The sequence below is a fragment of the Streptomyces sp. NPDC059897 genome, assembly GCF_042730865.1.
Classification (GTDB): domain Bacteria; phylum Actinomycetota; class Actinomycetes; order Streptomycetales; family Streptomycetaceae; genus Streptomyces.
Map to the genome: position 1 here is coordinate 42645 of NZ_JBHWKQ010000037.1, position 23305 is coordinate 65949.

The window sequence follows — 23305 nt, forward strand, 5'->3', positions numbered from 1 at the left end:
AGCACTGACACTGTGGCAGTTTTACGCACCGTTTACGCCAGGACCGTCACCGCTACTGAACAGGGCACACCCATGTCTGGGAACTCAGCGCAGTCCACAGCAGAGAGTGCGGACGCGCGGCCGGAGGGACAGGAGCCGGCCGAGCCGTCGCTGTCGCACGGCCTCAAGCAGCGCCATCTTTCCATGATCGCGCTGGGCGGCGTGATCGGCGCCGGCCTCTTCGTGGGCTCCGGCACCGCGATCGCCGCGGCCGGCCCGTCGATCATCCTCGCCTACGCGATATCCGGCGCGCTCGTCATGCTCGTGATGCGCATGCTGGGCGAGATGGCCGCCGCGTACCCGGCCTCCGGCTCCTTCTCGGTGCACGCCGAGCGGGGCATCGGGCCGTGGGCCGGATTCACGGCCGGCTGGTCCTTCTGGTTCCTGCTCTGCGTGGCCGTCGGTCTGGAGGGCATCGGCGCGGCCGGCATCGTGCACGCCTGGGTGCCGGGGGTTCCGGAGTGGGCCTGGGTGGCCCTCTTCATGCTGCTGTTCACGGTCACGAACCTGTCGGCCGTGAAGAACTTCGGTGAGTTCGAGTTCTGGTTCGCCGCCCTCAAGGTCGGCGCGATCGTCCTCTTCCTCGTCATCGGCGTCCTGGCGATCCTCGGTGTGCTGCCCGACGTCGAGGCCCCCGGCATGTCCAACCTCACCGGCCACGGCGGCTTCATGCCGAACGGCACGGAGGGGTTGATCGTCGGCCTGCTTGCCTCGGTCTTCGCGTACGGCGGTCTGGAGACGGTGACGATCGCCGCCGCCGAGTCGGAGCACCCGATCCAGGGCGTCGCGAAGGCGGTCCGCACCGCGATGTGGCGCATCGCCCTCTTCTACGTCGGGTCCATGGCGGTCGTCGTGGTCCTGCTGCCCTGGACGGCGAAGGAGATCCCGACCAAGGGCCCCTACGTCGCCACGCTCGACCACCTGGGCGTCCCCGCGGCCGGCCAGATCATGAACGTGGTCATCCTCGTCGCCCTGCTCTCCGCCATGAACGCCAACATCTACGGCGCCTCGCGCATGGCCTCTTCGCTGGTCGCCCGCGGCATGGGCCCGAAGGTCATCGGCCGGATCACCAACGGAGTGCCGCGCGTCGCCGTCCTGATGTCGGCCGTCTTCGGCTTCGTGTGCGTGCTGCTCAGCTACTGGCGCCCGGACGACGTCTTCGCCTGGCTGCTCAACACCATCGGCGCGATCATCCTCGTCGTCTGGTTCTTCATCGCCGTCTCGCAGCTGGTGCTGCGCCGCAAGCTGGAGCGCGAGGCGCCGGAGAAGCTCGTCGTGAAGATGTGGGCGTACCCCTACCTGACGATCATCGCGCTCGTCGGCATGGTCGCCGTCTTCGTCCTGATGGCCCGCGAGCACGACACGCGGATCCAGCTGTACTTCTCGGGCGGCCTGGCGGTCATCCTCGCGGCGGTCGGCTACGCGCGGCAGAAGATGGCAGAGAAGAAGTAGCGCCACCCCGTTCACCGCTCAACGCGAAGGGCCCCCGGACCACTTGGTCCGGGGGCCCTTTCGTTGTGCCCGCCCGTTGCGACCGACACTCCTGCTGTTAGCCTGCACTTGCAATAGAGTTGCAATAAGCAGTCGGAGGGCACGGAGAGACATGGCCACGTACACGCTTCCTGAGCTTCCGTACGACTACGCGGCGCTTGAGCCGGTCATCAACCCGCAGATCATCGAGCTGCACCACGACAAGCACCACGCGGCGTACGTGAAGGGCGCGAACGACACCCTGGAGCAGCTGGCCGAGGCCCGCGACAAGGAACAGTGGGGCTCCATCAACGGCCTGGAGAAGAACCTGGCCTTCCACCTCTCCGGCCACATCCTGCACAGCATCTACTGGCACAACATGACGGGCGACGGCGGCGGCGAGCCCCTCGCGGCGGACGGCGTGGGCGAGCTCGCGGACGCGCTGACGGAGTCCTTCGGCTCCTTCGCCGGGTTCAAGGCGCAACTGACGAAGGCCGCGGCGACGACCCAGGGGTCGGGCTGGGGTGTCCTCGCGTACGAGCCGGTGAGCGGGCGGCTCATCGTGGAGCAGATCTACGACCACCAGGGCAACGTCGGACAGGGCTCGACCCCGATCCTCGTCTTCGACGCCTGGGAGCACGCGTTCTACCTGCAGTACAAGAACCAGAAGGTCGACTTCATCGAGGCGATGTGGCGGGTCGTCAACTGGCAGGACGTGGCCAAGCGGTACGCGGCCGCGAAGGAGCGGGCGTACAACCTGCTGCTGGTGCCCTGACCGGCACCGCGTGATGCGTCCCGCCTCGTGATCGTCTTCTCAGCCTTCACGCCGGCGGGCGGTGGAAACGACAGGCCCCCGCGAGGATGTGACTCGCGGGGGCCTGTCGGTAGGGGTGGTTCCGGAGGAACGTAAGGGCATGGCGTTCACGCAGAACCTGAGCTGCGCGGGGTGCGGCTCCTACGAGGAGCACACGCACCTCACGAAGACCCAAGAGGAGTGGCTCCGCACGAAGGAGCCGGAGCTGACGAGTGCGGAGAGCCACGCGTACTGGAAGTGCACCAAGAAGGACTGCCGCACCCTGCGGCACCGCTGGCAGGCGGCCAGGACCTACACCCTGCCGCCTCCCGAGGAGGGCTAGTCGAAGATCGGGCCCACCGTGCGCGTGCGCTTGATCTCGTAGAAGCCCGGGACCGAGGCGACCAGGAGCGTGCCGTCCCAGAGCTTGGCCGCCTCCTCGCCCTTGGGGGCCGGGGTGACGACGGGGCCGAAGAAGGCGATCTGGTTGCCATCGGCGCCCGGCACCGCGATGACCGGCGTGCCGACGTCCTGGCCGACCAGGTCGATGCCCTCCTTGTGGGAGGCCCGGAGCTCCTCCTCGTACTTCGTGCCGTCCCAGTGGTCGAGGAGCGAGGCGGGCAGGCCGACCTCCTCCAGGGCACCGGCGACGGCCTCCTTCGTGGGGCCCTCGCCGCGGTTGTGGATACGGGTGCCGAGCGCGGTGTAGAGGTCACCGAGGACCTCCGCGCCGTGCTCCTGCTGCGCGGCGATGACGACGCGGACCGGGCCCCAGGCCTGGACGCGCATCATCTCCTGGTACTCCTCCGGCAGCTCGTCGAGACGCGGCTCGTTGAGCACCGCCAGGCTCATCACGTGCCAGCGGACCTTGATGTCGCGGACCTTCTCGACCTCCAGGACCCAGCGCGAGGTCATCCAGGCCCAGGGGCACAGGGGGTCGAACCAGAAGTCGACAGGGGTCTTCTCGGACATGGCTCTCCTCAAGGTTCACCGGGTGGTCTCGGCTGCGGCAACACGGCCCGTGCCCGGTCCATTCCCCGATGTCCGGTGTCACAGCCGCGTGCGAGGATCGTAGGCGGCTGAACAGTTACGTCACAAAGGAGTGCCGCCGTGCCCGGTGAGAATCTGTCCCGCGACGAGGCCCGCGAGCGGGCGGGACTGCTGTCCGTCGACGGGTACGAGGTGGCGCTCGACCTGCGCTCCGCGGTCGGCGAGTTCGCGGGCGAGGGGCCGCGCACCTTCCGCTCCGTGACCACGATCCGGTTCCGGTCGAACGAGGCGGGGGCGAGCACGTTCGTCGACCTGATCGCCCCGTCCGTGACGGCCGTTTCGCTGAACGGCGAGGACCTGGACCCGGCGGCCGTGTTCGACGGCAACCGCATCCAGCTGGAGAGCCTGGCGGCGGACAACGAACTGGTGGTCGACGCCCAGTGCGCCTACTCGCGCACCGGCGAGGGCATGCACCGCTTCGTCGACCCCGAGGACGGCGAGGTCTACCTCTACACGCAGTACGAGCCGGCCGACGCGCGCCGGGTGTTCGCGAACTTCGAGCAGCCCGACCTGAAGGCGCCGTACCGGTTCAGCGTGCAGGCGCCCGAGGGCTGGACCGCGTGGTCCAACGGAGTCGGCGAACTGGTCGACGGCGTCTGGCAGTTCGCCGAGACCAAGCCGATCTCGACGTACATCACGGCGGTCGTCGCCGGCCCGTACCACTACGTGACGGACACGTACGAGCGGTCCTTCGACGACGGCTCGAAGCTCGTCGTGCCGCTCGGCGCGATGTGCCGCAAGGGGCTCGCCCCGTACTTCGACGCCGATGACGTCTTCACCGTCACCAAGCAGGGCCTCGACTTCTTCCACGACAACTTCGACTACCCGTACCCCTTCGGGAAGTACGACCAGGCCTTCGTGCCCGAGTACAACCTCGGCGCCATGGAGAACCCCGGAATGGTCACGTTCCGCGAGGAGTTCATCTTCCGCGGCAAGGTCACGCAGGCGTCCTACGAGCGGCGCGCGAACGTGATCCTCCACGAGATGGCCCACATGTGGTTCGGCGACCTCGTGACCATGCGCTGGTGGGACGACCTGTGGCTGAAGGAGTCCTTCGCGGACTTCATGGGCGCGTTCTCGATGGTGGAGGCGACGCGGTTCACGGACGGCTGGATCACCTTCGCCAACAACCGGAAGTCGTGGGCGTACCGGGCGGACCAGCTGCCGAGCACGCATCCGATCACGGCCGACATCCGGGACCTGGAGGACGCGAAGCTCAACTTCGACGGCATCACGTACGCCAAGGGCGCCTCGGTGCTGAAGCAGCTCGTCGCGTACGTGGGCCGGGACGCGTTCCTCGAGGGCGCCCGCCGATACTTCAAGCGGCACGCGTACGGGAACACGGAGCTGGGCGACCTGCTGTCCGCCCTGGAGGAGACGAGCGGGCGCGACCTCGCCGCCTGGTCCCGGTCCTGGCTGCAGACCGCGGGCGTCAACTCCCTCACTCCGCAGGTCACGTTGAACGCCGAGGGGCGGATCACCGAGCTGGCGGTGGTGCAGGAGGCGGCCGCTTCACACCCCGAACTGCGCCCGCACCGGGTGGCCGTGGGCCTGTACCGGCGTGCGGCCGGCGGGGCGGTCGAGCGGTACGCGCGCGCCGAGGTGGACGTCGACGGGCCGCGGACGGTCGTCGGAGAGCTGGCAGGGGCCGAGGCCCCCGAGCTGGTCCTGGTCAACGACGACGACCTCACGTACTGCAAGATCCGCTTCGACGAGGGCTCCCTCGCGACGCTGCGGAACCACCTCGGGGACATCTCCGACCCACTGGCGCGGGCACTGTGCTGGTCGGCGCTGTGGAACGCGACGCGGGACGCGCTGATGCCGGCGCGGGACTTCATCGACCTCGTCCTGCGGTTCGCGGGCCGCGAGTCGGACATCGGCGTGCTCCAGATGCTGCACGCGTGGGCGCGCTCCGCGCTCGTGCACTACGCGGCGCCCGAGTGGCGCGAGACCGGCGGGCGGCTGCTCGCCGAGGGCGCGCTCAAGGAGCTGCGGATCGCGGAGCCGGGGAGCCAGCATCAGCTGACGTGGGCGCGGTTCTTCGGCGCGGTCGCCTCCAGCGAGGCCGATCTGCAGCTGCTGCGGGGCCTGTTGGACGTTTCCGGTGGCGCGAAGATCGACGGTCTGGACGTCGACCAGGAGCTGCGGTGGGCGTTCCTCGAGACGCTCTCGACGTACGGGGTCGCGGACGAGTCCGTGCTCGCGGCGGAGCTGGCGCGCGACGACACCGCCTCCGGCAAGCGGCACCAGGTGCGGTGCCTCGCGGCGCGGCCTTCGGAGGCCGTGAAGGCACAGGCCTGGGCGCAGGTCGTGGAGTCGGACGCGCTCAGCAACGCGCTGGTGGAGGCGACGATTTCGGGGTTCCAGCAGCCGTCCCAGCGGGCGCTCACCGCGGGGTACGCGGAGAAGTACTTCGCGGTGATCGAGCGGGTGTGGGGCGAGCGGTCGATCCAGATCGGGATGGATGTGGTGCGGGGACTGTTCCCCGGGTTGCAGGACTCGCAGGCGACGCTGGAGGCCACGGACGCGTGGCTGTCCGGGCATGAGCAGGCGGCGCCTGCACTGCGGCGGCTCGTGCTCGAGGCGCGGGACGACTTGGCGCGGTCGCTGCGCGGGCAGGCGTGTGACGTGGCGGCGGCCAGGTAGCCGGGGGCAGCGGATTGCCCGAGTTCGGTGGTGTTACCAAATGCTGGCATTCGGGGCCGTAACCCGGCGCTCGCCAGCGTTTTTCGGCAGGTTGGGGCGGGAGCTTTAGGGCAGGGATGTCCGGAGTTTCCTACGGGGGTGTAACAGCGGTTAGGCGGGGGTTACGGGGCGGGAATGGCCCGGTCATGAACCAGAACACCCCCGCCCCGCTCTCCCCCCGCCCCCTGCGCCACCTCACCCAGAACCAGCGGCAGCTGATGAGCGCCGCACAGTTGAAGGCGCACGGCGTGGGCGCCGCCGCCGTGGCCGAGCAGTGCCGGGCCGGTGGCGCCTGGCAACAACTGCTGCCAGGCGTATACCTGTTGCACCCCGGCCCGCCCAGCGACGAGGAGCGGCTGCACGCCGTGCTGCTGTACTCGGGGCGGGCCCCCGAACGGCGCGGACGCCCGGACGGAGTGCCCGCGCAGCACACCCCCGACCGCGCGCCGTACACCGACACCATGGTCACCGGCCTCGCCGCCCTCGCGCTGCACGGCTTCTCCGCCGCTCCCCCGCTGGCCTCCCTCGACCGCATCGACGTCCTCGTCCCGCGCACCCGCCGGCTGCGCTCCACCTCCTTCGCGCGGCTGAACCGGACGACCGGGCTGCCGACTCCCGTACAACTGGCGGGAGTTCCCGTCGTGCCCGTGCCGCGGGCCCTCGCCGACGCGGTGGCCCAGCTGTCCGACGCGGGCGCCGTGCGGCGACTGCTCACCGAGGCCGTGCGGGGCGGACATTGCGAACCCGCCGTCATCGTCCGGGAGTTGTCGCAGGCACGGCTGCTGACCAGGCCGTACGTCGTCGACGCCGTCGACTCGCTGCTCGCCGAGGGGCGCACCATCGCCGAGGACCGGCTGTACGCGATGGTGCGCGAGCACGGGCTGCCCGACCCCGTGTGGAACGTGGATCTGCGGCTGCCCGGCGGCCCGCACCTCGGCGGCGTCGACGCGTTCTGGCCCGACCACTCCGTCGCCCTGGAGCTGGACACCCGCTCGCCGCGCCCGGGCATTCGGCAGGACGACGGCCCGTTCTGGAGCGAGCACGCCCGCAAGCGCGAGCACCTGGAGCGGCTCGGGATCACGGTCGTCCACATCGCCCCGAAGAAGCTGCGCGAGTCGGCCGAGCAGCAGGCCGCCATCGTGCGGACCGCGCTGATGGCCTCCGGGGACCGGGACCCGGCGGCGTACGTCGTGGTCCTGCCCAGGTGAGCCGGTGGACTACTTCGGGCAGAACTCCGCCAGGGCCACCTTCGTCATGTCGCCCGCCCAGTCGCCGTTGAAGTTGAGGGCGAGGGAGTGGCTGCCGTCGGGCGTCGTCAAGGCGAGCGACTCCGAACCGTGGATACCGCCGCCGTGGCCCCACACGACCGTGCCGCACTCCAGCTTCCAGCGCTGCAGGCCGAGTCCGTAGGCGGAGTCGGGGCCATGGGTGCCGCCCGGCGCCGTGGTCCGCATCTCCTTCATCTGCTCGGGCGGCAGGAGCTCGCCGCGGATCAGGGCGGTGTAGAAGCGGTTCAGGTCGGCGGAGTCGGAGATCATCTCGCCGGATCCGAAGGAGCCGCTCGGATTGAACTCGGTGACCTCGTACGTGGGCCCGGCGCTGTCGCGCAGCTTGGAGTACGCCCGGGAGGCGGGGCGCGGCATGCGCGGGTCGGTGCCGGGGACCTTCGTGGCGTGCAGGCCCAGGGGCTCGATGATCCGGCGTTCGATCTCGTCCCCGTAGGGGTGGCCGGTCGCCTTCTCGATGACCATGGCGGCGAGCGTGTAGTTGGTGTTGGAGTAGTCCCACCCGCCTCCCGGGTCGAAGCGCGCCTTGTTGCGCACGCCGACGCGTACGAGGTCCTCCGGCGCGAAGGTGTCGTCGCGGTGGTCGAGGAAGTTCTTGGTCATGTACTCCTCGTAGAACCGCTCGTCCTCCAGGAAGTCGGCGATGCCGCTGGTGTGGTTGAGCAGGTGGCGCAGGGTGATGCGGTCGGCGTCGTATCCGTCGCCGGTGACGAGGCCGGGCAGCCAGTGCTCGATGCTGTCGTCGAGGTCGAGCTCCCCTTCGGCCTGCAGCTGCAGGAGGACCGTGGCGACGAACGTCTTGGTGACGGAGCCGACGCGGTAGTGGTCGTGGGCGCCGCGCGGCTTGTGGGTGGCGAGATTGCCGACGCCCGAAGTTCCTTTCCAGGTACGGCCGTTGTCGCGAACCTGGGCGGTGGCGCCCGGGACACCCTCGCGGACGGCGGCGTCCAGGGCCCGCTGGGTGGCGCGGTGGCCGTCGTGGGCCGGTCCCGATGCCAGCGCCGGGGTGGCGAGGGCGCCCGTCGTGAGCGCCAGTACCGTCGCCGCACCCAGCAGGGCCGTGCGCTTCAGCATGTGTCTCCTCCGTTGCCGTGCCGTGTGTCGCGTTCGGCCGAAGGGACTTCGGTGGTGGGCGCGGGAGTTGAGCCGGTGTCGGCCGGTTGGGTCTGATTCAGCCCTTCCGCAGCACGAGCTCGGTGTTGCGGTCGGCCGGGGTGCCGGAGAGGGTGGCGCGGGAGCCGGGTGCGTTGAAGGAGAGCTCGCGGTAGAGGGCGGCCAGGCCGGTCTGCGTGAGGTCCGTGAAGTCGGTGCGGTGCGGGGCCGAGGACTCGATGAGCGTCGTGAAGACGGACAGCGTGCCGTCGCGGTTGTCGGCGACCTCGATGATGCGGGCGAGCTGCGGGAAGTCGACGTGCGACGCGGTGGAGATCTCCCAGAAGCCGGTGCCGCCGTCGGCGCCCGGATGTGGCGTGATGTCGTTCTTGTGACTGTGGCCGTTCACCCAGGCGAGGACGGGGCGGTGGGCGGCGAGCAGGGCGGTCAGCTCCTCGCCGCCGTGCCGCTTCTCGCCCCGGCGGGCCGGGTCCTCGCGGAGGTTGCGCATCGTCTTGGACGTGTGGTGCGAGAACACGAGGACGTGGTCGCCGCGTCGCTCGGCGGCCTTCAGTTCGCGCTTCAGCCAGTCAAGTTGGGACGTGCCGATCGAGCCCTCGTAGTGGCCGGCCGGGTCCGTCGTGTCGAGGCTGATGCCGAGGACGTCGTCGGAGATCCGGAACACGTAGTGCTGCGTCGCGTCGGCCAGGTTGGCCTGGGTGTAGCCGTGGCCGATCGGTCCGGGGCCCATGTGGGCGGGGTCGAGGTGGGCCGCGACGTACTCGGCCGGGGTGAACGGGGCGCGTGCCTCGTCGGGCGTGACCCGGCGCATCTTCCGCTTGTGCGAGACGAGCAGTTCCTTGAACGCCGCGCCCTTCGGGTCGCCGCCGCTCTGCACGTTGTCCCAGATCGCTTTGCCGGTGGCGGTGTCCAGGTCCATCAGCTTGCGGTCGCCCACCGCGAACTCGGCGAAGTACGGGTCCGCGGGGGCGTAGCAGCCGCCGGGCAGCGAGTCGTGGTTGCCGACCGTGGAGTACCAGGGGAGGTTCAGGCCGGGGCTGCGCAGCTCGTCGATGGCCGCGTCCAGGAAGCCGGGGATGCGGGGGAAGCCGTGGTCCCGCTTGTCGGCGTCCCGGAAGGCGTCGTCCGGCTGCCAGTAGAGCGGAAGCCCGCTGTTCTGGACGCCTTCGTAGTGGCGGGGGTCGCCGGTGTTGGGGCTGATGCGGCCGCCGCTCATCGCCTTGAGGAACCAGTCGAGTTCGGAGCGGGCGTTGTTGTCGGTGTTGTCGCCCGTCGTCATCACGAAGTGCAGCGGGGATGCGGTGACGGGTGCGCCGCGCAGGGCGTTCACCCGTTCCACGAGGGCGACGGCTCCGGCGACGCTCAGCGCCTCCTGCGGGCGCCAGGCGCTCGCGGTCTGCGAGCGCAGATACTCGTAGCGCAGGGGGTGTTGGACGTCGACCAGGTGCAGGTCGGTGAACTGGACGAACGCGGCGAGCGGCGTTCGCTTGGCCGTGCGGCCGTCGTGGGCGGAGCCGAGTTCGGTGCGGACGACGCGGTCCCAGGCCGGTCCGTCGCCCAGGCGCCGGTAGCCGGAGCCCGCGGCGCCGGCCGCGACCGCGGCGAGGGTGGTGCCGCGGGTGTACGGGGCGAGGGGGGCGGCCGGGGCCTCGCGGGACATCGCCCGTGCCGGGGCGGCGGCCTGGTGGGCGGCGGCGCGGGTCTCGCCGCCCGGGCCCAGGGCGTATCCGATACCGGCAGAGAGGGTCACCGCGCCGGTCGCGGTCAGGAATGCGCGGCGGTCGATCTCTGCGGCGGCTGTGGTGACAGAGCGTATGCGCGGCATGGCGCGGTCTCCCCGAGTGCGAACGCGTCGACAGTGACGGCCGGGCCGGTCCGGTCGGACCGCCCTTCCGTACTGGATCGTTGGCAGCGGGGATGACCTGCGCGTGAACGGCGACGCAACGGGCGCCGCCGATCACGTACGTGGATCTAGGCCCGGTCGTGGGAGTGCCGCATCGTCACACGAGGGTGGGCCCGGGGCGCCCCGGCGGTCACGCCGTGTTCATCTTCCGGGGAAGGGGGCGGGGCTCGTCGTCCCTGTCGCGCGGCACCGGGGGCCGGGGCCTTGCCGGGGCGGCGCCCGTCGTCCCTGTCGCGCGGCACCGGGGGGCGGGGCACTTGCCGGGGTCGGCGCCCGTCGTCATGGGTGCGCGGCACCGTGCGCCGCCTTGCCCACCCTGCCGCCCAAGGCGGCAGATTGCCCAAGGCGGTTGCGGCCGACCGCAAGGGGCGGGGGGCCCTTCCGGCTGCGGGTTGCCCAAGGCGGTTGCGGCCGACCGCAACGGGCGGGGGGCCGTTCCGGCGGCAGATTGCCCAAGGCGGTTGCGGCCGACCGCAACGGGCGGGGGGCCGTTCCGGCGGCGGGTTGCCCATGGCGGGGGCGGTCGACCGCAAGGGGTGGGGAGCCCTTCCGGCGGCGGGTTGCCCACGGCGGGGCGGCACCCGACACCCCGTGGGGCCGACGCCCCCGGAGGGGGCGGGTGGGTGGGAAATTGGGCGGGGAACGGGGCCATGTGGGGCGGTGCGGGCAGGTAGATCAAGCCCCGCTCTGGGACGAGACTCGCGGGGTCCGGGGCGGAGCCCCGAAGGCGCAACGCCGGTGCGGCAATTGCGGCCCCGCCAGGGACGGGTGGCGTCACGACGGGGCGTGGCCCGAGGGTGGGCGGGTGCGCCACAGCGTCATGCCTACGTCGACCAGTTCCACCCGCGGAAGGTCCTCGACCGCCGCGAGGTCGTGCCACGCCGCCATGTCCGTCGAGCCGTTCTCCTCGTGGCGGAGTGCACCCCCGGTGACCACCCCTTCGTACACGAGCCGCAGCCCGTGGAAATCCGCCACCTTGCCGAGCTTGCGCGGATAGCGGCGCAGCACCGAGTGGACGCCGAGCAGCGCGACCGGTTCGACGACGTACCCCGTCTCCTCGTCGACCTCCCGGATCACCGTGTCGTACGGGTCCTCGCCGTGGTCCATGCCACCGCCCGGCAGGGTCCACCGCTTGCTCCCGTCCCCCGCGACCCAGCGGGCCAGCAACACCCGTCCCTCCCGGACGCACACCGCGTAGGCCGCCACCCTCAGCTCTTTGTTCATCCCCCGACGCTAGAGGCATCCGCGCCCCGGTGCAGGAGTAACGCGCCTTGCCGGTCCCGTCACGGTTTGGGCGGGATGACGCATGGCGGAAGTACGCCATGGCGAGTTCCCGGCTCGGGCAACTCTCCCCAAACTGTGGTCACTTGCGTAAAGCTGAGCGGTCATCCGGCACCGAAATCCGGATTCCTTTCACCTTTTACGTACAGGGATGCAGATGACCACCGATCCCCAACGCGCCCCCATATCCGGCGCGAGACGCGCGGCCCGGCTCACGGCGGCCGCGGGCCTCGTGGCCGCGCTCACCGCGGCCGGGCCGATACCCATGGCCTTCGCCGCGGACGCGGACCCCGCCCCGACCCCGAAGTCCGCGAGCGACAAGCTCGGCGCGCACGACGCCGAACTCCTCGCCGACGCCAAGGCGGACGGCAAGAAGAACGTGACCATGATGGTCGCGACCACCCCCGGCCAGACCGAGCAGGTCGCCGACCAGCTCGACGCCGTCAAGGGCGGCTCCGTGGGCCGCACCTACGACAAGCTCGGCTACGTCCGGGCGACCGTGCCGACCGGCCGCGCCGAGTCCGCCATCGAGTCCGCGGAGAAGCTCGGCTCCGTGCGCGGCATCGACCTGCGCCAGGAGATCAAGCTCGACGACCCGCGGCCGGCCGCCGACGCCGCCAAGGGCGCGAAGGGCACCGCCGCCAAGGCCACCGGCTCGTACAGCGGGCCCGGCAAGGACACCCCCGCCAAGAACCCGTACAACCCGTCCTTCGAGACGGGCGCCGTCGACTTCGTGAAGCAGCACCCGAAGGCGGACGGCCGCGGCACCACCATCGGCATCCTCGACTCGGGCGTCGACCTCGGCCACCCGGCGCTGCAGAAGACCACGACCGGCGAGCGCAAGATCGTCGACTGGGTCACCGCGACCGACCCGATCGTCGACGGCGACGCGACGTGGCGGCCGATGGTCACGAAGGTGAGCGGCCCCACGTTCACGTACAACGGCCGCACGTACAAGGCCGCTTCCGGCTCGTACGGGATCAGCACCTTCGCCGAGTCCGTGACGGCAGGCGGCGACGCCAAGGGCGACGCGAACCGGGACGGCGACACCACCGACAAGTGGGGCGTGCTGTACGACGCCGCCAAGGGCACGGCGACCGTCGACCTCAACGACAACGGCGACTTCACCGACGACACCCCGATGAAGCCGTACAAGGACGGCCACCAGGTCGGCTACTTCGGCAAGGACAACCCGTCCACCGACGTCGTCGAGCGCCAGCCGTTCGTCGTCGAGGTCCGGGGGGACGTCCCGATGGACCCGTACGGCGGCGACTGGGTCGGCAAGAAGGCCGATTTCGTCAACATCGGCGTCATCGAGTCCGAGCACGGCACGCACGTCGCGGGCATCACCGCGGCCAACTCCCTGTTCGGCAACAAGAACATGAACGGTGCCGCGCCCGGCGCCAAGCTGGTCTCCTCGCGGGCCTGCACCTGGACCGGCGGCTGCACCAACGTCGCGCTCACCGAGGGCATGATCGACCTCGTGACGAAGCGCGGCGTCGACATCGTCAACATGTCGATCGGCGGCCTGCCCGCGCTGAACGACGGCGCCAACGCCCGCGCGCTGCTCTACACCCGCCTCATCGACCAGTACGGCGTGCAGCTGGTGATCTCGGCGGGCAACTCGGGCCCCGGCGCCAACACCATCGGCGACCCCGGTCTCGCGGACAAGGTGCTGTCCGTCGGCGCCTCCATCTCCAAGGAGACCTGGGCCTCCAACTACGGCTCCAAGGTGGAGAAGTCGTACGCGATGATGCCGTTCTCCTCGCGCGGTCCGCGTGAGGACGGCGGCTTCGCGCCGCTCATCTCGGCCCCAGGCGCCTCCATCAACTCCACCCAGACCTGGCTGCCGGGCGGCCCGACCCCGGAGGCCGGCTACGCGCTTCCCGCCGGCTACTCGATGCTCCAGGGCACCTCGATGGCCTCGCCGCAGGCGGCGGGCGCGAGCGCGCTGCTGATCTCGGCGGCCAAGCAGCAGAAGGTGTCGCTGACCCCGGCGAAGCTGCGCACCGCGCTGACCTCGACCGCGAAGCACATCCCGGGCGAGCAGGCGTACGCGGAGGGCACGGGCCTCATCGACATCGTCGACGCGTGGGACTCCATCGAGGACCGGCCGAGCGACCGGACGTACACGGTGAAGGCGCCGGTCGACACCGCGCTCGACTCCGCGCTGAAGACGCCGGGCTTCGGCACCGGCATCTACGACCGCGAGGGCGGGCTCAAGGCCGGGCAGAAGAAGACGTACGAGGTCACTGTCACGCGTACGTCGGGCTCTGCGAAGGCCGTCGCGCACAAGCTGTCGCTGAAGAACAACTCCGGTGACACGTTCTCGATCGTCGGCTCCAGCACGGTGTCGCTGCCGCTGAACAAGCCGGTCACCGTGAAGGTGCAGGCGAAGCCGTCCGCCGCGGGGCTGCGCAGCGCGATCCTGCGCGTCGACGACCCGAAGACGGAGGGCGTCGACCAGCAGATCATGGCGACGGCCGTCGTCGCGTCGCCGGTCAAGTACACGTTCGCCGCGAAGGGTTCGGTGCAGCGCAACAGCGTGAAGTCGTACTTCGTGACGGTGCCCGAGGGCGCGAAGTCGCTCGAGGTGCGGATGGGCGGGCTCGCGGCGAAGAGCCAGACCCGGTTCATCTCCATCCACCCGTACGGCGTTCCGGTCGACACGACGTCGACGCCGAACTGCTACCCGAACTACGGGGACGGTTCGGGCAACGGCTGCCGTCCCGACCTGCGCTCGTACGACGCCCCGCAGGCCGGTGTCTGGGAGATCGAGGTCGAGGCGCGGCGTACGTCGCCGCTGCTCGACAACCCGTACGCGCTCGACGTCGCCGTGCTCGGCGCGGACTTCGACCCGGCGGTGCAGACGCTGCCCGAGGCGAAGGTGGGCACGCCCGCCGACGTCTCGTGGAAGGTGGCGAACAAGTTCGCGGCCATCAACGGCGGCAAGCTGCAGGGCGGGGCGCTCGGCTCCTCGAAGACGACGCGGCCTGCCATCGCGGACGGGGCGTCGCAGACGTCGACCGTCGAGGTTCCCGAGGGTGCCGACAAGCTCGACGTCACGATCGGCAACGTGTCCGACCAGGCCGCCGACCTCGACCTCACGGTCCTCGACAAGGACGGCAAGGTCGTCGGGTCCTCGGCCGACGGTGACTCCGAGGAGTCCGTGAGTGTCGCGAAGCCGGCCGCCGGTACGTACACGGTGCGGGTCGACGGGTACTCGGTGCCGTCCGGGTCGACCGAGTACGACTACGTCGACGTCTTCTTCGCGCCGTCCCTCGGCACGGTGAAGGTCGACGAGTCGAAGACGGTCTCGCTGGCGACGGGGGCCTCGGCGTCCGTCTCCGCGCAGGTCGTCGCGGCGGCCGCGGCGCCCGAGGGGCGGGAGTTCTTCGGTGAGGTGCGGTTGCTCAATGAGCGGGGCGTTGTCGCGGGGGTCGGCAGCGTGAAGCTGGAGAAGGTCACGCCGTAGCCTCCGGCTGGACCTGGTGTGGGGGGCGGTCACCTGCGGGTGACCGCCCTTCCGCGCGGGCCCGGTCCTACGGAACCGTCGTTACGGCCTCGGGGCGCGGCCCTGGCCGGCCTGGTTCGCGGCACGGTGGTTGCGGCGGGGGCTGTTTCTGCCGCACCGGCGTTGCGGCCTCGGGGCTCTGCCCCGGACCCCGCGCCTCAATCGCCGGCGGGGCTGAAATTGCCGGACCGGCGCCGGGCCTCTGCCTCCGGCCCCGCGAGCCGGCCTTCAAAGATCGGGGCTCCGCCCCGGACCCCGCTGCTCAATCGCCGCAGGGGCTTGATTGGCCTACCTGTCGCAGGGGCTTGATTGCCCAAGCCGTTGCAGGGGCCCATTGCCACGCCCGTCGCCAAGGCCCGAGCGCCCCGCCCACCCGCAGGCCATGGCCCCTACGGCCCTCGCCCGGCCCCCGCTCACATCCCACCACCCGCCCCCTCCCGGGGGGGCATCGCCCCGGACGGGGTGGCGGCGGCAACCGGTGCGCGGCACCGACAGCTTGAGGTCTGCGTCGCCCATGAACGGCACCGACGGCTTGAGGTCTGCGTCGTCCGTGAGCGGCACGGGTCCCTGAGGTCTCGACGGGACGCGGCGCCGGTCGTGCTCGAGGCACGGCGCCGTGGTGTCCGGCGCTGCGTGGTGACTACCGGGACCCCTCCGGGGCTGGAGCCCCCGGAGGGGGCGGGTGGGTGGGAGATGGGCGGGATACCGGCGAAGGCCGGGTGACTGCACACGGTGGGACACCGGCGCCGGACCGGGGACCGGCGCACTGCCGGGTACCGGCGCACCCACAGGTGCCGACGCACGGACAGGTGCCTGCGCAGCCCCGGTGCCTGCGCAGCGCCAGTGCCCGCGCAGAGCTGTCGGTCTGCGCCGCCGGTAGTCCGCCCAGCCGAAAACCCACCCAGTCGGCAGCCCGCCCAGCCGATAACCCGCCCAGCCAGTGGTCCGCCCACCATCCGCCGCCTCACCCCACCCGCGCCTCAAGGCGCATCGCACCGTAGCCCCCGGGACTCCGGGAGGGAGCGGAGGATGTCCGCGCGGGCCTCCGTCACGGCGCGGCCCGTGGTCCAGTCCTGGCGGTCAGCCGGGTGTACCGGCACCCGGATCAGCGTGTACGTGCCGGGGCGCAGGTCCCGTTCGGCCGTGCCGTCGAGGGTCAGCGTCAGGGACGGGACCGATCGCTCGGGGCGGTAGGAGCGTTCGACGTCGAGGACGACCCGTACGTCGCCGTCGGCACGCGGCGTGATGCTGGTCACCCGGCCCTCCACCAGGATCCGCGAGCACGCGATGCGCATCGCCTGCGAGGAGGCGGCGGACTTTCCGCCGTCCTGGGCCACCGCCTTGTCGTCCGCCGAGCCCGCCGCGTCCCCGCCGCCGCCCGGCGCGCTCACCCCGAGCCAGACGAGGCCCCCGAAGACGGACACCGCGCACGCCGCGACGAGCCCGCCGAAGGCGAGCCGCAGCGGGCGGCGCCTGCGTACCGGCACCGGTGACGGCACCGGCGCCGGGTCCGGGCGGGACGCCAGCGCGTCGCCGAGCCCCCGCACCTGTTCCCGCAGCAGCGCGACATCCGCCGCGACCGCCGCCGCGTCGGGGTCGTCGGCAGGCAGCGGCTCCCCGGTCACGGCCAGCATCAGCAGCCTGTCCTCGTACTCGGCGTCGTTCACGTCACACCACCTCCCCTTCGCGCAGCCGCACCCGCAGCATCCGCACCGCCGTGTGCAGGCGGCTCTTGACGGTGCCCTGGGGCACGCCCAGCTCCGCCGCGATGTCCCGGACCGGGAGATCCGCGTAGAAGCGCAGCACCACGACCTGCCGCTGCTCGTCGGGCAGCTGGTCGAGGCCCTGGGCCACCGCCATCGACAGGACGCGGGTGTCGGCCGCATCCCGGGTGTCCTCCTGGCGCAGCGCGGCGAGCCGCTCGCCGAGACGTTCCTGGCGGCGCCGCGCCCGGTGCCAGTCCATGGCGAGGTTCGAGGCGACGACCGCCGCCCAGGCCGAGACGTCGCGGGGCGCCTCCTGGCCCTTCGCGGCCCGCTCCAGCAACCGCAGGCGCACCTGCTGCACCCCGTCCGGCAGGTCCGCGTACGGCACCCCGCCGAGCGACAGCACGGCCCGCACCCGGTCCTCGACGGCCGCCTCCAGGGGGTCGTCCGGCCGGCCCCTCGGTTTTCTGCGCAGCACTGCGCCTCCCCTCCCCGCGTACGCCCTACGACGCCAAAGGAGCCGGAAACGTTCGCCGGGGGCGCTCGAAACTGTGGCCAGTGCCATACCGTCCCGGACCCTGGACAATGGATTGGACAAGGCGGGCCTGGACAGACGCATCATGGACACACCCGCCAGGCCGGATGGCCGCTTGCACGAAAATCACGGAGGACCCTGTGAAGGTCGGAATCGTCGGAGCCACCGGTCAGGTCGGCACGGTCATGCGCAAGATCCTCGTCGAGCGGGACTTCCCGGTCGACGAGCTGCGCCTGTTCGCGTCGGCCCGCAGCGCGGGCTCGGTGCTCGACGGCGTGACGGTCGAGGACGCGTCGACGGCCGACTACAGCGGGCTCGACATCGTCCTGTTCTCCGCCGGTGGCGCCACCTCCAAGGCCCTCGCCGAGAAGGTCGCCGCCCAGGGCCCCGTCGTGATCGACAACTCCTCGGCCTGGCGCAAGGACCCCGAGGTCCCCCTCGTCGTCTCCGAGGTCAACCCGCACGCGATCGCGAACCGCCCCAAGGGCATCATCGCGAACCCGAACTGCACGACGATGGCCGCGATGCCGGTCCTGCGTCCGCTGCACGCCGAGGCGGGCCTGGAGGCCCTGACCGTCGCCACGTACCAGGCGGTGTCCGGTTCTGGTCTCGCGGGCGTGGCCGAGCTGCACGGCCAGGCGCAGAAGGTGATCGCGGAGGCCGACAAGCTGACGCACGACGGCGAGGCCGTCGACTTCCCGGAGCCGGACGTGTACGCCCGCCCCATCGCCTTCAATGTCCTGCCCATGGCCGGCGCGATCGTCGACGACGGTCTGAACGAGACGGACGAGGAGCAGAAGCTCCGCAACGAGTCCCGCAAGATCCTGGAGATCCCGGAGCTGAAGGTCTCGGGCACCTGCGTGCGTGTCCCGGTCTTCTCCGGCCACTCGCTGCAGGTCAACGCCCGTTTCGCCCGCCCGATCAGCCCGGAGCGCGCCGCCGAGATCCTCGGCTCGGCCCCCGGTGTCGAGCTGTCCGACATCCCGACGCCGCTGCAGGCGGCCGGCAAGGACGCGTCGTACGTGGGCCGCATCCGTAACGACGAGACGCTGGAGAACGGCCTGGCGCTGTTCATCTCCAACGACAACCTCCGCAAGGGCGCCGCGCTGAACGCGGTGCAGATCGCGGAGCTGGTGGCGCGGGAGCTGTCCGCCAAGTAAGTCGCTTTACGCCGATGCAGGGGCGGTCACCGGGTTCCGGTGGCCGCCCCTCGCGCGTCAGATCGCCAGTTGTCGGCGCAGAGCCGTGTCGATGGCCCGCATGGCCTGCGGAGGCACACTGCCGATGTGTTTGCCGATCCGGCTCACGTCAGCAGCCCTGATCTGTTCGCACTGGGCTTTGGACGCCTGCCGCAGGCCGCACTCGTCGGCGTCGAGGAGTACCTGGAACGGCCAGACATGGGTGACATTGCTGGTGAGCGGGACGACCGTGAGGACCCCGCGCCCGGCCCGCTCGGCCATGCGGTTGGCAGCATCATTCGTCACCAGGATCACAGGGCGGACCTTGTTGGCCTCACTGCCCCGAACGGGGTCGAGGTCTGCCAGGTAGATGTCACCGCGTCTCATCGTCGAGCCCGTCCCCCACCGTCTGTTCCCATAGTTCCGCGTCCCCGCTCGCGTACCACTCGTCCCAGGCCGCGAGGTAGTCGGACTCGAGTGCGGCTTCCTGCAACAGCTTGACCGCCTCCTGTATGGCTGCGGACCGCGTCGGCGTCTCGCCGTCGCCCACGTACTTGTCGAGGAACTCGACCTGTTCCTCCGGCAGGCTGATACTCAATCTCACATTCGCCATGTTACGAGTCTTCCCACTCGAAATCCCACCCGAACGTCATCACGCCTTCGTGCAAGGATGACCTCATTCGTGACCCATCGCACACCCGACGAGGAGATGGCCCCGTGCCTGGAACCAACCTCACCCGCACCGAGGCGCAGCAGCGGGCGAAGCTGCTCACCGTTGACTCGTACGAGATCGATCTCGACCTCTCCGGCGCACAGGAGGGCGGCACGTTCCGGTCGGCGACCACCGTGCGCTTCGACAGCGCGGAGGCGGGCGCCGCGACGTTCATCGATCTCATCGCCGACGCCGTGCACGAGGTGGTGCTCAATGGCCGTTCGCTCGATGTCGCCGCCGTGTTCCGGGACTCGCGGATCGCGCTGAAGCACCTGGAGGCGGGGCCGAACGAGCTGAAGGTCGTCGCCGACTGCGCGTACACGAACACGGGTGAGGGCCTGCACCGCTTCGTCGACCCGGTCGACGAACAGGCCTATCTCTACACGCAGTTCGAGGTCCCGGACGCGCGGCGCGTGTTCGCGTCGTTCGAGCAGCCGGACCTCAAGGGCACGTTCCAGTTCACGGTGAAGGCGCCGAGCGGCTGGACCGTGATCTCCAACTCGCCGACGCCGGAGCCGAAGGACGACGTCTGGGCGTTCGAGCCGACACCGCGCATCTCGACGTACATCACGGCGCTGATCGTCGGTCCGTACCACAGCGTCCACTCCTCGTACGAGAACGCGGAGACGGGCCAGTCCGTGCCGCTCGGCATCTACTGCCGGCCGTCGCTCGCCGAGTTCCTCGACTCGGACGCGATCTTCGAGGTGACGCGGCAGGGCTTCGACTGGTTCCAGGAGAAGTTCGACTACGCGTACCCCTTCGCCAAGTACGACCAGCTCTTCGTGCCCGAGTTCAACGCGGGCGCGATGGAGAACGCGGGCGCCGTCACCATCCGCGACCAGTACGTGTTCCGGTCGAAGGTGACCGACGCCGCGTACGAGGTGCGGGCGGCGACGATCCTGCACGAGCTGGCCCACATGTGGTTCGGCGACCTGGTCACCATGGAGTGGTGGAACGACCTGTGGCTGAACGAGTCGTTCGCGACGTTCGCCGAGGCCGCCTGCCAGGCGTACGCGCCGGGCTCGAAGTGGCCGCACTCGTGGACGACGTTCGCCAACCAGATGAAGACGTGGGCGTACCGGCAGGACCAACTGCCGTCCACGCACCCGATCATGGCGGACATCAGCGACCTCGACGACGTGCTCGTCAACTTCGACGGCATCACGTACGCGAAGGGCGCGAGCGTCCTCAAGCAGCTCGTCGCATACGTCGGCATGGACGAGTTCTTCCAGGGCGTGCAGGCGTACTTCAAGCGCCACGCGTTCGGGAACACGCGCCTCTCCGACCTGCTCGGCGCCCTTGAGGAGACCAGTGGGCGCGACCTTAAGTCCTGGTCGAAGGCGTGGCTGGAGACGGCCGGGATCAACGTCCTGCGCCCGGAGATCGAGACCGACGCGAACGGCGTCATCACCTCGTTCGCCGTCCGCCAGGAGGCCCCGGCGCTGCCCGAGGGCGCCAAGGGCGAGGCGACGCTGCGCCCGCACCGGATCGCGATCGGCTTCTACGACCTCGACGACGACAGCGGCAAGCTGCTGCGCGGCGAGCGCGTCGAACTCGACGTCACGGCAACCGAGTCGACGCTGGTCCCCGACCTGATCGGCAAGCGCCGCCCCGCGGTGATCCTGCTCAACGACGACGACCTGTCGTACGCGAAGGTCCGCCTCGACGAGGAGTCCCTGGCCTTCGTCACGCAGCACCTCGGCGACTTCGAGGCCTCGCTGCCGCGGGCGCTGTGCTGGGCCTCCGCCTGGGACATGACGCGCGACGCCGAGCTGTCGACGAGCGCGTACCTGGACTTGGTGCTCAGCGGCGTCGGCAAGGAGTCCGACATCGGCGTCGTGCAGTCGCTGCACCGTCAGGTGAAGCTCGCCGTCGACCTGTACGCGGCGCCCGCCCACCGTGACGCGCTGCTGACCCGCTGGACCGAGGCGGCGCTCACCCACCTGCGGACGGCCGAGGCGGGCAGCGACCACCAGCTGGCGTGGGCCCGCGCGTTCGCGGCGAGCGCCCGTACGCCGGAGCAGCTCGACCTCCTGGAGGCCCTGCTCGACGGGTCGCAGACGATCGAGGGCCTCGCCGTCGACACCGAGCTGCGCTGGGCGTTCGTGCAGCGGCTCGCGGCGGTCGGGCGGCACGACGAGGCGGAGATCGCGGCCGAGTACGAGCGGGACAGGACGGCGGCCGGTGAGCGGCACGCGGCCAGTGCCCGCGCGGCGCGGCCGACCCCGGAGGCGAAGGCGGAGGCGTGGGCCTCGGTCGTCGACTCCGACAAGCTGCCGAACGCGGTGCAGGAGGCGGTGATCGGCGGCTTCGTCCAGACCGACCAGCGCGAACTGCTCGCGCCGTACACGGAGAAGTACTTCGCGGCGCTGAAGTCCGTCTGGGACGCCCGTTCCCACGAGATGGCGCAGCAGATCGCGATCGGCCTCTACCCGGCGATCCAGGTGTCCCAGGAGACGCTGACGGCGACGGACGCGTGGCTGTCGTCGGCCGAGCCGAGCGCGGCGCTGCGCCGCCTGGTGTCGGAGTCGCGGGCGGGCGTGGAGCGTGCTCTGAAGGCGCAGAACGCGGACGCGTAACGCCGCGAGCCCGGTCCCCGTGCCCCCTGTCGTGTGAGACTGGGCGCATGGGGGCCGGGCGGGAGTCGCGGGTGGAGAAGGACGCGATGACGGTGGAGATCGTCTACGCGTTGGTGGGCGGCACGGTGATCGGCGCTGTGGTGACCTTGGTCGCCGTCGCGGTCTGCACGGTGCCGCTCACGCCGTACGGGGCGACGCTCGGCGGCCTCGTCGGCGTGGCACACATCGTGCGTGTGCTGCGCCGGTTCGACCGGGAGCGCCGCCTCGGGCGGTGAAGTCCCTTGCCCGTGCGGGCTGTTACTGCGTGAAGCGGTCGCGGAGCGCCTTGCGGCCCGTCTCCGTGAGGCTGCCGTGCACGCGCATCCGGGCCACGCCCCCGTCGGGGAACGCGTCGAGGCGTACGTGGGTGGCCACGGCCTCCTTCGGGAGCTTGAAGCGGTGCAGGGTGTCGGGCTGCAGCTTGGTCCGCGGGATGATCTCGAACCACTCGCCGGTCTCGCCGTCACGGCCGCTCAGCGCGATCCAGCCGGCCGAGTTGCCCTTCAGGTACGCCGTGTCGATCTCGACGGCGCGGATGGTGCCCTGCGCGGCGAGGCGGAAGCGGACCCAGTCGTTGGTGCCGCGGACGCGGCGACGGCGGTTCTCCCAGCCGTCGTCCATCTTCTGCGACGTGCCCGGCAGGATGATCTGCGTCGGCGACGAGTAGAACTTGTCGGACGCGTCCTCGTAGGCGCCGCCGTTGAGCACCGACGCCAGGTCGAAGGTGCCGAGCAGGTCCAGCCACTCCGGGTCCGGGACGACCTCGCCGTGCACGCGCAGGCGGGCGATGCCGCCGTCGGGGTGCTGGCAGACGCGGAGGTGCGTGTAGCGGCGCTCGGACGTGATGGTGAAGGCGTTCGCCGCGTGGCCCTTGACCTGGCTCTTCGGGACGATCTCCTCCCACTTCACGTCGTCGGCGAGCAGCTCGTCCGGGCCGGGCGAACCGGCCACGTTCGTCGCCTGGATGCTCACCTTCTGCGGGTAGTTGCCGCGGAAGTGGGCGGTGTCGACGATCACGCCGCGGATCACGCCGGGCGCGCCGAGCCGGACGATGGCCCAGTCGTGCTCCTCCGGTGCCGGGAACGGGGAGTCCGCAGTCCCCCTCCGCCTGCGGGTCTCCCAGCCGTCCATGACCTTGCCCTTGTGCCCGAAGTGCTCCGGGTCGAACACCGCGCGGTGGCGGAGCAGCAGGTTCTCGCGCATCGCGAAGAACTCGTCGTTCGCGGCGATGACACCGCCGCCGAGCCGCCGGTCGGCGAGGTCGACGAGGGCGGCGAAGGCCTCGGCGTCACCGAAGGTGCGGTAGTCGGCGTACGGGTCGCCGCCTCCGTAGGGGGCGGCGTCGTTGGCGTGCGGGTCCTGGTCCTGGGTGTCCTGGGCGGGCGTCGTCTGGGTCATGGGCTCACTGTCGCGCGCGACGCG

The 23305-nt window shown here is 70.9% G+C and carries 18 protein-coding genes; 9 read left to right on the top strand and 9 right to left on the bottom strand.

What is annotated here, in order from left to right; translation table 11 throughout:
* The first annotated feature begins 72 nt into the window (after nucleotides 1–72).
* The 3 genes from ACFV9W_RS30650 (at nucleotide 73) to ACFV9W_RS30660 (ending at nucleotide 2645) form a co-directional block, all read left to right on the top strand.
* On the top strand, nucleotides 73–1491 hold the full coding sequence (locus ACFV9W_RS30650; protein WP_385767310.1) for an amino acid permease: 1419 nt from the start codon (nucleotides 73–75) through the stop codon (nucleotides 1489–1491).
* Between the two features lie 151 nt (nucleotides 1492–1642).
* Nucleotides 1643–2284 (top strand): superoxide dismutase, encoded by a 642-nt coding sequence (locus tag ACFV9W_RS30655; RefSeq protein ID WP_267070450.1) that lies wholly within the window; start codon nucleotides 1643–1645, stop codon nucleotides 2282–2284.
* A gap of 139 nt (nucleotides 2285–2423) precedes the next feature.
* Nucleotides 2424–2645: a hypothetical protein gene (locus tag ACFV9W_RS30660; protein ID WP_385767313.1), complete on the top strand. Its 222-nt coding sequence runs from the start codon at nucleotides 2424–2426 to the stop codon at nucleotides 2643–2645.
* On the opposite strand, the gene ACFV9W_RS30665 is transcribed toward ACFV9W_RS30660, so the two are convergent.
* Nucleotides 2642–3274 (bottom strand): DsbA family protein, encoded by a 633-nt coding sequence (locus tag ACFV9W_RS30665; RefSeq protein ID WP_385767316.1) that lies wholly within the window; start codon nucleotides 3272–3274, stop codon nucleotides 2642–2644. The two genes, ACFV9W_RS30660 and ACFV9W_RS30665, sit on opposite strands and share 4 nt — an antisense overlap.
* Before the next feature lie 138 nt (nucleotides 3275–3412).
* On the opposite strand from ACFV9W_RS30665, the gene pepN (ACFV9W_RS30670) reads away from it, so the two are divergent.
* Nucleotides 3413–5998 (top strand): aminopeptidase N, encoded by a 2586-nt coding sequence (pepN, locus tag ACFV9W_RS30670; protein ID WP_385767319.1) that lies wholly within the window; start codon nucleotides 3413–3415, stop codon nucleotides 5996–5998.
* 185 nt (nucleotides 5999–6183) lie between these two features.
* Complete coding sequence (locus tag ACFV9W_RS30675) at nucleotides 6184–7245, top strand: hypothetical protein (protein WP_385767322.1); 1062 nt, start codon at nucleotides 6184–6186, stop codon at nucleotides 7243–7245.
* Between the two features lie 9 nt (nucleotides 7246–7254).
* On the opposite strand, the gene ACFV9W_RS30680 is transcribed toward ACFV9W_RS30675, so the two are convergent.
* The 3 genes from ACFV9W_RS30680 to ACFV9W_RS30690 form a co-directional block, all read right to left on the bottom strand.
* Nucleotides 7255–8397, bottom strand: a complete 1143-nt coding sequence (locus ACFV9W_RS30680) for a serine hydrolase domain-containing protein (protein ID WP_385767325.1) — start codon at nucleotides 8395–8397, stop codon at nucleotides 7255–7257.
* 97 nt (nucleotides 8398–8494) lie between these two features.
* Nucleotides 8495–10261 carry a TIGR03767 family metallophosphoesterase gene (locus ACFV9W_RS30685; protein WP_385767327.1) on the bottom strand — a complete coding sequence of 589 codons (1767 nt, stop codon included), beginning with the start codon at nucleotides 10259–10261 and terminating at the stop codon, nucleotides 8495–8497.
* 852 nt (nucleotides 10262–11113) lie between these two features.
* Nucleotides 11114–11563, bottom strand: a complete 450-nt coding sequence (locus ACFV9W_RS30690; protein WP_385767330.1) for an NUDIX hydrolase — start codon at nucleotides 11561–11563, stop codon at nucleotides 11114–11116.
* 214 nt (nucleotides 11564–11777) lie between these two features.
* On the opposite strand from ACFV9W_RS30690, the gene ACFV9W_RS30695 reads away from it, so the two are divergent.
* Complete coding sequence (locus ACFV9W_RS30695; protein ID WP_385767333.1) at nucleotides 11778–15095, top strand: S8 family serine peptidase; 3318 nt, start codon at nucleotides 11778–11780, stop codon at nucleotides 15093–15095.
* Nucleotides 15096–16114: 1019 nt separating this feature from the next.
* Here ACFV9W_RS30695 and ACFV9W_RS30700 read toward each other — a convergent pair.
* Complete coding sequence (locus ACFV9W_RS30700) at nucleotides 16115–16801, bottom strand: hypothetical protein (RefSeq protein ID WP_385767335.1); 687 nt, start codon at nucleotides 16799–16801, stop codon at nucleotides 16115–16117.
* 1 nt (nucleotide 16802) lies between these two features.
* Nucleotides 16803–17318 carry a sigma-70 family RNA polymerase sigma factor gene (locus ACFV9W_RS30705; RefSeq protein ID WP_385767338.1) on the bottom strand — a complete coding sequence of 172 codons (516 nt, stop codon included), beginning with the start codon at nucleotides 17316–17318 and terminating at the stop codon, nucleotides 16803–16805.
* Nucleotides 17319–17515: 197 nt separating this feature from the next.
* On the opposite strand from ACFV9W_RS30705, the gene ACFV9W_RS30710 reads away from it, so the two are divergent.
* Entirely contained in the window at nucleotides 17516–18535 is a 1020-nt protein-coding gene (locus tag ACFV9W_RS30710; protein WP_385767340.1) for an aspartate-semialdehyde dehydrogenase, read from the top strand.
* A 57-nt stretch (nucleotides 18536–18592) separates the two neighbouring features.
* On the opposite strand, the gene ACFV9W_RS30715 is transcribed toward ACFV9W_RS30710, so the two are convergent.
* Nucleotides 18593–18940 carry a type II toxin-antitoxin system PemK/MazF family toxin gene (locus ACFV9W_RS30715; RefSeq protein ID WP_385767343.1) on the bottom strand — a complete coding sequence of 116 codons (348 nt, stop codon included), beginning with the start codon at nucleotides 18938–18940 and terminating at the stop codon, nucleotides 18593–18595.
* On the bottom strand, nucleotides 18927–19166 hold the full coding sequence (locus tag ACFV9W_RS30720) for a ribbon-helix-helix protein, CopG family (RefSeq protein WP_385767346.1): 240 nt from the start codon (nucleotides 19164–19166) through the stop codon (nucleotides 18927–18929). The genes ACFV9W_RS30715 and ACFV9W_RS30720 overlap by 14 nt, the downstream gene beginning before the upstream one ends.
* A 104-nt stretch (nucleotides 19167–19270) precedes the next feature.
* On the opposite strand from ACFV9W_RS30720, the gene pepN (ACFV9W_RS30725) reads away from it, so the two are divergent.
* Complete coding sequence (gene pepN, locus ACFV9W_RS30725) at nucleotides 19271–21844, top strand: aminopeptidase N (protein ID WP_385767349.1); 2574 nt, start codon at nucleotides 19271–19273, stop codon at nucleotides 21842–21844.
* A 47-nt stretch (nucleotides 21845–21891) separates the two neighbouring features.
* Nucleotides 21892–22119 carry a DUF6332 family protein gene (locus ACFV9W_RS30730; RefSeq protein ID WP_385767352.1) on the top strand — a complete coding sequence of 76 codons (228 nt, stop codon included), beginning with the start codon at nucleotides 21892–21894 and terminating at the stop codon, nucleotides 22117–22119.
* A gap of 22 nt (nucleotides 22120–22141) precedes the next feature.
* On the opposite strand, the gene alc is transcribed toward ACFV9W_RS30730, so the two are convergent.
* Nucleotides 22142–23281, bottom strand: coding sequence for an allantoicase (alc, locus tag ACFV9W_RS30735; protein ID WP_385767355.1), 1140 nt, complete (start codon nucleotides 23279–23281; stop codon nucleotides 22142–22144).
* Nucleotides 23282–23305: the final 24 nt, after the last annotated feature.